Annotated in this window: 11 protein-coding genes and 1 pseudogene; 8 read left to right on the top strand and 4 right to left on the bottom strand. The window is 34.9% G+C overall.

Features of this window, described 5'->3' with window-relative positions:
* Positions 1–100: 100 nt before the first annotated feature.
* Positions 101–1,777: an oligo-1,6-glucosidase gene (gene malL, locus ACTT1L_RS06600; protein WP_000415194.1), complete on the top strand. Its 1,677-nt coding sequence runs from the start codon at positions 101–103 to the stop codon at positions 1,775–1,777.
* Positions 1,778–1,817: 40 nt separating this feature from the next.
* On the opposite strand, the gene ACTT1L_RS06595 is transcribed toward malL, so the two are convergent.
* Positions 1,818–3,578, bottom strand: coding sequence for an alpha-glycosidase (locus ACTT1L_RS06595; protein WP_076875440.1), 1,761 nt, complete (start codon positions 3,576–3,578; stop codon positions 1,818–1,820).
* A gap of 324 nt (positions 3,579–3,902) precedes the next feature.
* Here ACTT1L_RS06595 and ACTT1L_RS06590 point away from each other — a divergent pair.
* From ACTT1L_RS06590 to malR, 4 genes and pseudogenes are all read left to right on the top strand, one after another.
* A pseudogene (locus ACTT1L_RS06590) lies at positions 3,903–5,163 on the top strand (extracellular solute-binding protein).
* Between the two features lie 64 nt (positions 5,164–5,227).
* A complete protein-coding gene (gene malC, locus ACTT1L_RS06585) occupies positions 5,228–6,529 on the top strand; it encodes a maltosaccharide ABC transporter permease MalC (protein WP_001194989.1) in 1,302 nt (433 codons plus the stop codon).
* Positions 6,530–7,372 carry a maltosaccharide ABC transporter permease MalD gene (gene malD, locus ACTT1L_RS06580; protein WP_001022608.1) on the top strand — a complete coding sequence of 281 codons (843 nt, stop codon included), beginning with the start codon at positions 6,530–6,532 and terminating at the stop codon, positions 7,370–7,372. It begins immediately after the preceding gene.
* A 280-nt stretch (positions 7,373–7,652) separates the two neighbouring features.
* On the top strand, positions 7,653–8,675 hold the full coding sequence (malR, locus tag ACTT1L_RS06575) for a maltose operon transcriptional repressor MalR (RefSeq protein ID WP_000219043.1): 1,023 nt from the start codon (positions 7,653–7,655) through the stop codon (positions 8,673–8,675).
* Between the two features lie 21 nt (positions 8,676–8,696).
* On the opposite strand, the gene ACTT1L_RS06570 is transcribed toward malR, so the two are convergent.
* Positions 8,697–9,854 carry an aminotransferase A gene (locus tag ACTT1L_RS06570; protein ID WP_442821833.1) on the bottom strand — a complete coding sequence of 386 codons (1,158 nt, stop codon included), beginning with the start codon at positions 9,852–9,854 and terminating at the stop codon, positions 8,697–8,699.
* 123 nt (positions 9,855–9,977) lie between these two features.
* On the bottom strand, positions 9,978–10,178 hold the full coding sequence (locus tag ACTT1L_RS06565) for a hypothetical protein (RefSeq protein ID WP_000929285.1): 201 nt from the start codon (positions 10,176–10,178) through the stop codon (positions 9,978–9,980).
* Positions 10,179–10,487: 309 nt separating this feature from the next.
* On the opposite strand from ACTT1L_RS06565, the gene kinB reads away from it, so the two are divergent.
* Entirely contained in the window at positions 10,488–11,762 is a 1,275-nt protein-coding gene (gene kinB, locus ACTT1L_RS06560) for a sporulation sensor histidine kinase KinB (protein ID WP_000420386.1), read from the top strand.
* Positions 11,763–11,812: 50 nt separating this feature from the next.
* Here the strand turns inward: kinB and ACTT1L_RS06555 are convergent, their stop codons facing one another.
* Positions 11,813–12,562 carry a DUF3967 domain-containing protein gene (locus tag ACTT1L_RS06555; RefSeq protein WP_000388462.1) on the bottom strand — a complete coding sequence of 250 codons (750 nt, stop codon included), beginning with the start codon at positions 12,560–12,562 and terminating at the stop codon, positions 11,813–11,815.
* A 236-nt stretch (positions 12,563–12,798) separates the two neighbouring features.
* Here ACTT1L_RS06555 and nucA point away from each other — a divergent pair, with 236 nt between their 5' ends.
* Together nucA and comJ are read left to right on the top strand one after the other, a co-directional pair.
* Complete coding sequence (gene nucA / locus ACTT1L_RS06550) at positions 12,799–13,233, top strand: DNA-entry nuclease (RefSeq protein WP_000811499.1); 435 nt, start codon at positions 12,799–12,801, stop codon at positions 13,231–13,233.
* 36 nt (positions 13,234–13,269) lie between these two features.
* The gene (comJ, locus tag ACTT1L_RS06545) at positions 13,270–13,659 is read left to right on the top strand and encodes a competence protein ComJ (protein ID WP_000424017.1); all 390 of its coding nucleotides are present in this window, start codon (positions 13,270–13,272) and stop codon (positions 13,657–13,659) included.
* The last annotated feature ends 19 nt before the right edge of the window (positions 13,660–13,678 follow it).

Here is a 13,678-nt window from a genome sequence, read left to right as displayed (position 1 = left end):
CGCTATTTTAAATTAAGATAGAATCTGTTATCATTCATTAATGAAAACGTTTGCGCCTTAAAAAGAGAAAATCGAATTATGAATGAAATGGGGTAGCATAATGGAAAAACAGTGGTGGAAAGAAAGTGTAGTATATCAAATTTATCCTCGTAGCTTTATGGATAGCAACGGTGATGGCATCGGGGATCTTCGCGGTATTATTTCAAAGTTAGATTACTTAAAAGAATTAGGGATTGATGTAATTTGGTTATCACCAGTCTATGAATCTCCAAATGATGATAATGGTTATGATATAAGTGATTATTGTAAAATTATGAATGAGTTCGGAACAATGGAAGATTGGGATGAGCTATTACATGAAATGCATGAACGTAATATGAAACTTATGATGGACTTAGTTGTTAATCATACTTCTGATGAACATAATTGGTTTATTGAATCACGTAAATCAAAAGATAATAAATATAGAGATTACTATATATGGCGCCCTGGAAAAGAAGGAAAAGAGCCGAATAACTGGGGAGCAGCGTTTAGCGGATCTGCATGGCAGTATGATGAAATGACAGATGAATATTATTTACATCTGTTTTCTAAAAAACAGCCAGATTTAAATTGGGATAATGAAAAGGTAAGACAAGATGTTTATGAAATGATGAAGTTTTGGTTAGAAAAAGGAATTGATGGCTTCCGTATGGATGTTATTAATTTTATTTCTAAAGAAGAGGGATTACCAGCTGTTGAAACAGAAGAAGAGGGGTATGTTTCAGGTCATAAGTATTTTATGAACGGTCCAAACATTCATAAATATTTACATGAAATGAATGAAGAAGTATTGTCTCATTATGATATTATGACGGTTGGTGAAATGCCTGGTGTAACGACAGAAGAAGCGAAATTGTATACCGGGGAAGAACGAAAAGAACTGCAGATGGTATTCCAATTTGAACATATGGATTTAGACTCAGGAGAAGGCGGAAAATGGGATGTAAAACCATGTTCACTTCTTACTTTAAAAGAGAATTTAACGAAGTGGCAAAAAGCATTAGAACATACAGGCTGGAATAGTCTGTATTGGAATAACCATGATCAGCCTCGTGTTGTATCTCGTTTTGGTAATGATGGAATGTATCGCATTGAATCTGCGAAAATGTTAGCGACGGTGCTTCATATGATGAAAGGAACGCCTTATATTTATCAAGGCGAAGAAATCGGAATGACAAATGTTCGATTTGAATCGATTGATGAATATCGAGATATTGAAACATTAAATATGTATAAGGAAAAAGTGATAGAGCGCGGTGAAAATATAGATAAAGTGATGCAGTCTATTTATATAAAAGGCAGAGATAATGCTAGAACACCGATGCAGTGGGATGATAAAGATCATGCTGGATTCACAACAGGTGAGCCCTGGATTACGGTAAACCCTAACTATAAAGAAATCAATGTGAAACAAGCGATCCAAAATAAAGATTCAATTTTTTATTATTATAAAAAACTAATTGAGTTACGCAAAAATAACGAAATAGTTGTGTATGGATCATATGATTTAATATTGGAGAATAATCCATCTATTTTTGCATATGTAAGAACGTATGGAGAAGAAAAACTTCTTGTTATTGCAAACTTTACTGCGGAAGAATGTGTATTTGAATTGCCTGAGGACATTAGTTATAGTGAAGCAGAGTTATTTATACACAATTACGACGTAGAGAATGGACCGATAGATAACATGACATTACGTCCGTATGAAGCAATCGTGTTCAAATTGAAATAAGAAAAATCCTTATACCACTTTGGTATAAGGATTTTTTTGGTTACCATTTTAATATGGAGAATCCATATGGAGGAAGTGTAACTTGTAATACACTTGCTTCCGCTGAAAATTCTTCGTTTGTATAAATATTAATGATTTTCTTTCCAGTAACATGGAGAGGCAGTGAAGCTGTAATATCACTATTAGTCGGATTTAAAACGAAAAAGATAGTTTCATCTTCATATGTTTTTGTATAAGAAATATAATTATGTTCATCATTTGCTTCAATGAATTGGAAAGTACCATGTCCTCCAAATGCTTTATATTGCTTTCGTAACGAAATTAATGTTTGTACATGTGTAAATAATAGATGATCTTGTTCTTTCGTATCCCAAACCATACATTTGCGGCAATCAGGGTCCATACCGCCATCCATACCAATTTCGTCTCCATAATAAATACAAGGAGAGCCGATGAAAGAAAGGTGGAATACATAAAGTAACTTTAACTTATTTTTATCTCCGTTACATGTTGTCAATATTCTTGGTGTATCATGGCTGTCTAATAAATGAAATGCTGCTTCATTTACATTCATAGAGTAGGAATGTAGAGATTCTATAATTTGTTTCATAAATTCATTTGCCTTAATGGAACTGTTAGCAAAGTAAGACAGTAGAGCGTTTGTAACAGGGTAGCTCATTACAGCATCAAATTGATCTCCTTGTAGCCAAGGAAGTGCATCGTGCCAAATTTCTCCTAAAATATATACTTCAGAATTTAATGCTTTTATCTCACTTCGGAACTCTCTCCAAAATTTATGGTCGACTTCATTTGCTACATCAAGGCGCCAACCGTCTATATTGAATTCTTTTACCCAATAACGCCCTACTTCAAGTAAGTATTCTTTTACATCCGGGTGTGCAGTGTTTAATTTCGGCATATACGGTGTAAACGCGAAAGTATCATAATTCGGAAGTGGCTCAGTTCTAATTGGGAACTCATGAATATGAAACCATTCTTTATATGCTGACTGTTCACCATTTTCTAGTACGTCTTGAAATTTATCGAAAAAGTATCCACTGTGATTGAATACCGCATCGAGCATTACTTTTATACCGTGTGTATGACATGCCTCAACGAGTTCTTTGAATGTTTCTTTTGTGCCAAATTGCGGATCGATTTCCATGTAGTCAATTGTGTCATATTTATGGTTTGAATGTGCTTTGAAAATAGGTGTGAAATATATTCCCGAAATTCCAAGCTTAACAAGGTAATCGAGGTTTTGCATAATACCAGCAAAATCTCCGCCGAAAAAATTAGTTGGAGTTGGTTCAGCGCTTCCCCAAGGAAGGGTGTTTTCTGGATTCAACGTATGATCTCCATTAGCGAACCGTTCTGGGAAAATTTGATACCAAACAGTATCTTTAATCCAGGAAGGTGCTTTGAATACATCATTTGCATGAATAAATGGAAAACAGAAAAAGTTACCAACGTCATCATTTGGAATGCTAGAAAAAAATCCGCGTTCTGCATAAATAAGCGTTTCTGTCTCTGCTTTTAATTCAAATCCATAACGTAAGCGCTTAAATTTTGGCTCGATGGAAATGGACCAATAATCAAATAATGCAGTAGAACCAGTTTTTTTCATCGGTGCACTTGAAGAAATCCACTTCCCGTCTGTCCATTCATAAGGATCACCATAAATAAGATTGGTGCTTTGAACATCGTCTCTTTTCGTACGTATTCGGATATGAATCGTTTTTTCATCGTAAGCGTATGCGTAATTATCTTTTGGCCTATGATAGATGGCGTCTTTAAGCATATAAAAAATCCCCCTTTACTATCTCTATGCATATTGTTCCCTTAAGTATAATAATAAAGCATATGTTGCAAACGATTGCTTTTTGCATAGCTTTAATATTGCTTATAAGAGTAGTATTCATTTCATATAAAGTCAATCTATAAAGAGTGTAGTAATAATATTTTAAAAATTAATATTTGCAAAATGAATAAAAGAATGTATAATGATAGACAAATAGCGCAAACGTTTTCATAAATTGAGATATCGTTTGCGCTTCTATTAAACTATTCAATGCAAACGTTTTCAATTGGTAAGGTACATATACAATTCAGGGAGGTTTTTGGGATGAAGAAAGCATTATCATTATTAACGGTTTCAGCATTATCAATTGGTATGTTATCTGCATGTGGACCGAAAGATTCAGGGAAAAAAGAAGAAAGTAAAGCAAAGAAAGATTACGATCTACTCGTTTGGGAAGATGATAAAAAAGGTGTTGGTTTAGAACCAGCAGTGAAAAGCTTTGAGGAAAAATATAAAGTAAAAGTAAAAGTTGTTGAAATGCAAATGACAGATCAAGTGAAGAAGTTACGCCTTGATGGACCAGCGGGGACGGGACCAGATGTTGTAACATTGCCACATGATCAAATCGGAAATGCAGTAACAGAAGGTTTACTTTCTGAAGTGAAAGCTGATGATGCTGTAAAGAGTAAATTTACTGATTCATCAATAGAAGCACAGACATATAACGGAAAATTATATGGTTTACCAAAAGCAATTGAGACACCAGTCTTTATTTACAATAAAAAACTAATGCCAAAAGCGCCAGAAACGATGGACGAGCTGTTTAACTTCTCAAAAGAATTTACGAAAGATGGCAAGTACGGATTTTTAGCATTAGGAGATAACTTCTACTTTGCTAATGCATTCATGGCAGGTATGGGTGGTTATGTGTTTGGTGAAAAAGATGGAAAGCCAAATGCAAGTGATGTTGGATTAAATAATAGCGGAGCAGTACAAGGTGCTGAGTATCTTCAAAAATGGTACAAAGAAAAGTTATTCCCGAAAGGTATTATCGGTGAATCTGGTGGACCTGCTGCTGATGGGCTATTTAATGAAGGAAAAGCAGCATCTATCATGAACGGCCCTTGGGCGTTCCAAGCAATGGAAAAGAACGGAATTGATTATGGCGTTGCTCCAATGCCGAAATTACCAAATGGTCAACCAATGAAAACGTTTGTTGGGGTTAAAGGATGGCATGTAACAAGTTTCTCTAAACAAAATGATTTAGCTACAAAGTTCACTGAATGGGTAACGAATGAAGAAAACGCAAAAATTCGATTTGAGAAGACGAAAGAAATTCCTCCAGTAAAAGCAGTAATGGAAGATCCAATTATTAAAGATAACGAAGCTGCAAAAGCAGTCGCAACACAATCTGAAAATGGAATTCCAATGCCAAACATTCCAGAAATGCAAGAAGTATGGAAACCAAGCTGGAGATGCGCTTCAATTAGTTGTTACGGATAAAGAGGCACCAAAAGCAGCACTTGATAATGCAGTGAAGCAAATTAAAGGTAATATTGAGGCAAATCATAGTAAGAAAAAATAAGGTGAAATTCGTGCCTCTAATATGAGGGGCACGAATTCTCTCCCAAGAAAAAGGGGGAAGGAACATGCAAACATCTATGGAACCAGCAAACGGCTTAAACGGTTCAAAACATAGGAAAATGGCAACCATGTTATCAATCATTCCAGGCGTGGGCCAAATGTATAATAAACAATTTGTAAAAGGTCTTATTTTTCTAGTATTAACAGGTTCATTTATTGTAGCCTTTGCTGATTTATTAAATATGGGATTATGGGGAATTGTAACGCTTGGTACAGAAGTTCCACGTGACCATTCTGTCTTTCTATTAGTAGAAGGAATCTTGGCACTCATTGTCATCGTGTTTGGACTCGGAATATATGCATTTAATTTATATGATGCATACCAAAACGGAAAGAAACGGGATATAGGAACACCGTTAAACTCTGTAAAAGAGCAATACCGTAATTTACTAGACCAAGGTTTTCCGTATTTAATGGTTTCACCAGGGTTTTTATTACTTATCTTTGTCGTTGTATTTCCAATCATTTTCGTAATTTTAATTGGATTTACGAACTATGATTTATATCATTCTCCTCCAGCTAAATTAGTAGATTGGGTAGGATTTAAAAACTTTATTGATATCTTTACATTACCGATGTGGAGAGAAACGTTTTTAAGTGTATTTTCTTGGACTGTCATCTGGACATTCGTTGCAACGACATTACAAGTTGCACTTGGTATTTTCTTAGCGATTATCGTAAATCAGCCTGGTATTAAAGGGAAGGCGATTATTCGAACAATCTTCATTTTACCGTGGGCGGTCCCAGCATTCGTATCTATTCTTGTTTTCTCTGGTATGTTTAATGAAACATTTGGAGCGATTAACAATCAAGTATTAGCTTTATTCGGAATTGAAAAGATTGCTTGGATGACAGATCCATTTTGGGCGAAGATTGCTTTAATTATGATTCAAACGTGGCTTGGATTCCCGTTCGTCTTTGCAATGACAACAGGTATACTGCAATCGATTCCAGGAGAATTATACGAAGCGGCTACAGTAGATGGAGCTACAGCTTGGCAACAGTTTCGTAAAATTACATTGCCACTTGTTCTATATGCAACAGCACCAATATTAATTACGCAATATACGTTTAACTTTAATAACTTTAGTATCATCTATCTATTTAACGGCGGAGGTCCTGCTGTAGCTGGACAAGACGCAGGTGGAACAGATATTTTAATTTCATGGATTTATAAGTTAACGATGACTTCCGCGCAGTACGGAAAAGCAGCAGCTCTTACAATGATCTTATCGTTAATCGTTATTACAGTTGCGTTATGGCAATTTAAGAGAACAAAATCATTCCAAGAAGAGGATATGATGTAAATGAATATTAAAAGACAAAAGATGTTACGTCTCTCATTAAGTTATCTCGTTATTTTCGTAATGTGTGCCATCATTTTCTATCCATTATTATGGATTATTGGCTCATCGTTTAATCCGGGTGATAGTTTATCTGGATCAAGTATTATTCCGCAAAATGCAACACTAGATCATTATCGTAAGTTATTAGATTTAGAGAATAGTAATTATTTACTATGGTATAAAAACACATTAAAAGTAAGTGTTTTAACGATGATTTTTTCAGTGTTAGCAATTAGTTTTACTGCTTATGCATTTTCGAGATACCGTTTTGTTGGAAGAAAAAATGGTTTATTAACATTTTTAATTTTGCAAATGATTCCAAACTTTGCAGCGTTAATCGCTTTATACGTATTAGCACAGTTAACAGGATTAATTGATACGCACCTTGCATTAATTTTAATTTATGTAGGCGGGGCAATTCCAATGAACACATGGCTTATGAAAGGGTATTTTGATACGATTCCGAAAGAATTGGATGAGTCAGCTCGTATGGATGGAGCAGGGCATTTTCGTATTTTTTGGCAAATCATTATGCCACTTGCAAAGCCAATCGTAGCGGTTGTAGCGTTATTTACTTTCATCGGCCCATTTACAGATTTTATTTTAGCGAGTATTATTTTGCGCACACCAGAAAATTATACGTTAGCAGTTGGATTATATGAAATGGTGGCGAAGAAATTTGGGAATGAATTTACAACGTTCGCAGCGGGTTCCGTATTGATTGCAATCCCAATTTCAATTTTATTCCTATCACTACAAAAATACTTTATCTCTGGTTTAACTGCTGGAGGTACGAAAGGATGAAAAATGGGACATTATGTCCCATTTTTCTTTTCATCTTCCTATAAAACATTTTATAGGGAGATGAAAAGAGATTTGACATCCCATATGAAAAGAAGTGAAATAAATAGTATATTATAGTATAGGAAAAAAGAGCTCTATCCCTTACAATACATGGAGAGGGAGAATATGATAGGTTTTACAAGATAGAATCAATGAAAGTTTATGACTTCCCCTATTACTTGCAACGGGTGCAAGATGAAAATATATAAAATGGCAGAGAAGTGAAAGGAGGGGGATTTTTATGACAGTTACAATTAAAGATGTGGCGAAGAAGGCGAATGTAGCACCATCTACCGTTTCTCGTGTAATTGCTGATAATCCAAGTATAAGTGAAAAAACAAAGCGTCGTGTTCGGAAAGTAATGAGTGAACTAGGGTATCATCCTAATTTAAACGCAAGAAACCTAGCTAACCAAACAACAAAAACACTTGGCCTTGTTATGCCAAGTTCTGCAAGTAAAGCTTTTCAAAATCCGTTTTTCCCAGAAGTTATAAGAGGGATTAGTTCGTTTGCACATGTGGAAGGGTATGCGCTTTATATGTCGACAGGTGAAACGGAAGATGAAATTTTTAATGGTGTTGTAAAGATGGTGCAGGGGCGCCAAATTGGTGGCATTATTCTTTTATATTCAAGAGAGAATGATCGGATTATTCAATATTTACATAAACAAAATTTCCCGTTCGTATTAATCGGGAAACCATATGATCGTAAAGAAGAAATTACATATGTAGATAATGACAATTATACAGCTGCAAGAGAAGTAGCAGAATATTTGATTTCATTAGGTCATAAACAAATCGCGTTCATCGGCGGTGGATCAGATTTACTTGTGACGAGAGATCGTTTGGCTGGTATGAGTGATGCTTTAAAATTAGCAGACATTGTATTGCCGAAAGAGTATATTTTACATTTTGATTTTTCAAGAGAAAGTGGTCAACAAGCCGTGGAGGAATTAATGGGGCTAAAGCAACCACCGACAGCAATTATGGCAACGGATGACTTGATTGGACTTGGTGTGCTAAGTGCACTTTCTAAAAAAGGATTCGTTGTACCGAAGGATGTTTCAATTGTAAGCTTTAATAATGCTTTATTATCAGAAATTGCGAGTCCTCCGCTTTCAACAGTTGACGTGAATATATATCAGCTAGGATATGAGGCAGCAAAAGCTTTAGTTGATAAAGTAGAGAATGCGGAGTCTACTGCAAAGTGTATCATTATTCCGCATAAATTACTGAAGCGTCAAACTTGCGATCATTATGCATAAAAAAAGCTAAGAGTTTAACTCTTAGCTTTTTTGTTGTAGAAAGGCTTCTAAACGGTCACAGCCTTCTTTTAAAGTTTCAATACTATATGCATAGGATAAGCGAAGGTAGCCTTCACCATATTCAGAGAATGCTGTTCCAGGAACGACGGCAAGTCCAGCTTCTTTCACAAGATCAAGTGCAAAATCAAATGATGAAGATGTTAAATGACCAACATATGGGAATAAGTAAAATGCACCTGTTGGCTTTTCAACTGTTAAGCCCATTTGAATAAGTCTATTATATACGTAATCACGGCGTTTTTTGTATTGATGACGCATCATTTTTGGTGCATCTTTAGCAGCTGTTAATGCTTCAATTGCAGCATATTGAGCGATTGAAGTAGCGCACGTTACGTTGTATTGATGAACTTTTAATATATGCCCAGCTAAATAGTTTGGTGCGAATAATAGACCGATACGCCAGCCAGTCATAGAATGCGATTTTGATAAACCGTTAATGACGATAGTCTTTTCGCGCATTTCTGGGAAATGAGCGATCGATGTATGTGTTTGTTCATATACAAGTTCGCTATAAATTTCATCAGAAAGGACGAAAATATTTTTATCTTTTAAAACATTTACAATATCCTGTAGTTCTTCTTTTGATAAAGTTACACCAGTTGGATTAGAAGGATACGGCAGTACGACGCATCTTGTTTTTTCTGTAATGGCATTTTTTAGTGCATCGGCTGTTAAACGGAAGCCAGTTTCACGAACATCTATAAATACAGGGGTTGCACCGCATAATCGAATAATCGGCTCGTACCCTGGATAAATAGGGGCAGGTAAAATGACTTCTGTTCCTGGCTCTAAAATCGTTCGAAATGCAACATCAATTGCTTCACTAGCACCGATTGTAACGATGGTTTCGTTTTCAGGTGAATAATGTAAATCGTAGTTATCTTTTACAAAGTTACGAGCTGCCTTGCGTAACTCTAGTAAACCAGCGTTATGTGTATAGCTTGTATAATTTTCTGTAATAGCCCGTTTTGCCGCTTCTTTTACGAGAGAAGGTGTAGGAAAATCAGGTTGTCCAATTGTTAAAGAGATAAGATTATCATAGTTTTGAATCATGTTAGAGAATTGACGGATTCCAGAAATTTGGATGTCCTTTACTCTAGGGTTAATGAATTGTTCCATTGTATCTCCCTTTCTTCCGTTTGAAAATTAAGTTCATTTTAACATATTTTCTATCATTTCGCTTGCGTATATGGTATGTAGAAAGAGAGGGATAATAGAAAAAAAGCCGCTGTAAGCGACTTTTTAATATCCGTATTCCCAATCTATTTCATCTTCATTCCAAAGTACAGAGGATACTTTGCCAAGGTGAACAACTGATTCATTCACAGCGCATGTGCAATTTTCTTCTCCTGTTTTATGCTGTAACTCTTCATACACTGATTTTTCAACGTTTTCTAGAACGACCAAATTTTCTTCTTTTAAAACAAGCGTAGTACCCGCCATATTTATCTTCCTCCTACTAAAATAATGATCACTTATTTGTAAACATAGATAGTATGGATTATATGCTGTATTTTGCTATAGTTGTCCGCCTTATGAAGTATTTTTTATTTTCTTTGTAATCCGTATTCATTGTATACTGTCGGGCAGAAATTTGGTACAGGGTTTACATTCATTTCGAAAATCTGTAACAATTATTATGTGTTGTTAACAAAGAATTAACAAATATGTTAAGAAAAATCAAAATTTTAAAACAAACAAACCTGTAAAATGATATAATCATATCAAAATACATATAGGGGATGAGAGGCTATGGAGCTTATCCGTGATTTAATGATCCAAATTGCCATCATTATTTTGCCACTATTTTTATACGAAGCGATTCGTTTAAATCGTTATCAAGAAATGCCTCCGAAGCCGAACCGCTACTTTATTATGTTTTTATCTAGCATTACACTCGTTCTCTCTATGACATATTCTATTTGTTTTGGGGACGTTTGCGGGTATAACTTTCACCCAATCCCAATTGTTAGTGGTTTTTTATATGGTGGGATTGTTGGTTTAATCCCGGCCGTTATTTTTGTTGTCTATGAATGGGCGCTAAAGGGCATAAACCTTCTTCCAGTCATAGAAGTAATATTTCTATTGATAGTTCCATTATTTTTATCAAAGAAATGGTCTCTATTTTCAAGGGATAAGAAGCTAATTTTAGCATTTATGATTTCATCATTGTACGTACTTGTTTCTTTAGTGATTGGTATGATTAACGTTCTGTTAGAGACGGGGTTTACACCATATGTTTCGCACTTATATAGCGGATATATATTTGCTTCGCTTATTATGGTTATGACAATGGTATTTCAGGTGTACTTAACAGAATATTTAAATGAAAATGCAATACTACGTACAGAGATGCAAAAGTCAGAGAAACTTAATATTGTAAGTGAGTTAGCAGCAAGTGTTGCACATGAGGTTCGAAATCCGCTCACTGTTGTTCGTGGTTTTATTCAATTGCTAGAAAGTACGGAAGATGTGAAGAACAAGGATTATATGCGTCTCGTATTAGCTGAATTGGACCGGGCAGAACAAATTATTTCAGATTATTTAAATTTAGCAAGGCCACAAATTGAGAAAAAAGAACATATTTGCTTATCAGCTCAATTAATAGAAATGACAACTCTTATGTCATCATTTGCAGCGATGCAAGGTGTATATTTGCAAGTTGAGATTTCTGAAAGTCTTTATACGATCGGTGATAAAACGAAATTGAAGCAAGCTATTATGAATGTTGTTAAAAATGGTATTGAAGCAATTCAAGGAAATAAAGGATATTTAAAAGTAACGGCTATACAAAAAGATGAAACGATTGTAATAAGAGTTAAAGATAGTGGTGTTGGGATGACGAAAGAACAATTAGCAAGGCTCGGACAACCGTATTATTCTTTAAAAGAAAAAGGGACAGGATTAGGACTAATGGTAACATTTAGTATTTTACAAGCGCATAATGGTACGCTGGAATATAAAAGTGAAAGTGGGAAAGGAACTGAAGCGATTATTATATTGCCAGCTGTAAGAAATAAGGAATAAAAGTTACCGATAGAAGGTAACTTTTTATTTTATATTAGAAAAAATATATGCTATTCAGTTGTTTTTTCTTGTTTTGTTCGGCTAAATAAACTTCTAAATGATTGGAAAAAACTTTGTTCTTTTGAAGCAGCAACTAATCTTTTTGTTTCTTGAATTTCGCGAATGACTTGCATAAGTTGTGCATCACGGTTGCTATCTTTATTATAAATTTGATTTACGAGTTTATTCATTTTTTCTTCTTGTTTAGATTCTCGTTTATACATATGATTCATTAATAAGTCCATCTTTTCTTTTTGCAGAGCATCTGTTTGAGCGGCATGATCCACTAACTCTTGTAGCATTTTTTCCTGAGATCCTTCTTTTACATAAACTTGTTGCATCAACTCATCTAGCTTTTCATCTTTTAAACGATTTTGGGTAATAAGGGTAGAATTTTGATGAATAATGGCTTCATTTAGTTGAGCGAGCATTTCAAGTTTTAACATGAATTCCTCGAAGTTGCGCCCATCTTCTTTTTCTTTCGGTTGTATTTCTTGCGTATTTTGTATAACTGGTACAGGTGGGGCCTCTTTTTCTTTTAAAATAATTGGTATCGTTTCTGAAATATCTTCCTGCAATGTAGCAGCTCTTTCATGTATAGATTTCAATAGTTTTAAATCATCAAGTTTATAAATACGAGCATCAGCTGTTTTGGAAATTATATAACCATGTTCTTCTAACAGTTGACTATATTTGCGGACTATATGTTTTGGGATGCCTGTTTTATTCGTCACATCTTTCGTTTTATAGGTAGCTTCCATAATATTTCCTCCCCAAAAAGTATCGTATATATCATTTCAATCTTTTATGAGGACTTCCTTTGAAAAAGAATGTCGGAAGGTTATTAGTTTTCTACAGCATTAGTGAAAAGATGAAGAAAAATGAGAGTTTTTGGCGGAATGGCGAAGAAGAGCTAAAATAATGTCTGAAAACATATACAGGAGAAGTTTGTTATAATAACTGAGGAAAAGAAACTGGTAGAATCATGGAGGTATACATGAAGCAATTAAAAGGTATTATCATTTCAATTATTGCAATTCTTTCTATTGTAGTAGCGGTGTATGAAGTGCTTGTTCCAGAGGAAACAAGTATTAAAAAAACAAATGCGTATGATCAAGTTCTAGAATTTCCGAAAGATCGATACCCAGAGACAGGGAAACATATTACGGATGCTATAAAAGAAGGGCATTCAGAAGTGTGTACAATCGACCGTGGTGGCGCTGCGGATAGAAGAAAATTATCGTTAGCTCCATACCCATCAAAAAAAGGGTATGATCGTGATGAATGGCCAATGGCGATGTGTAAAGAAGGCGGAAAAGGAGCGCACATCGAATATATAAGTCCAGCAGATAATCGCGGAGCAGGCTCTTGGGTAGGAAATAAGTTAGATAAATACCCAGATGGTACGCGTGTAAAATTTGACGTAAAGTAGTAGTTGTATATTTCATAATGAAGGAGGAGGGAAACGATGGAGTTAACAATTTCGTATTCGCAATTAATGTTGATGAACTATGACGGTGATCAGCCTTACGTTGACTGGACGGATGAAGATTTTGAGAGAGGTTATGCGAAGACGGATGGAACTGTTATTTTTGAAGCACTTTCTGATTATACTTGTGAAGTAAAAGTGACCCCAGGGAAACATATTGAGAAAGAAGAAGTAATTAGAACGGTTACAGTTCCTTTTACAGTTGAAAATGAATGTATCGTTGTAACAAGTATTCTTTCAAATAAATTTCAAATTCCTATTCCAAATGGTGAGTATACGGTTGTATTACAGGCAACACCCCTTGAAGAACCAACGGATGATGAATTATATAAAATACAATATGAATTCTTTTTTGAAAGTAAAGAATAAAGAATGGGGTATCCTCAAA

It is taken from the genome of Bacillus sp. FH, from assembly GCF_052216825.1.
In the GTDB taxonomy this organism is placed as follows: domain Bacteria; phylum Bacillota; class Bacilli; order Bacillales; family Bacillaceae_G; genus Bacillus_A; species Bacillus_A paranthracis.
Note: the sequence above shows the minus strand (reverse complement) of the source record. Positions and strands in the feature narration are given on the sequence as shown.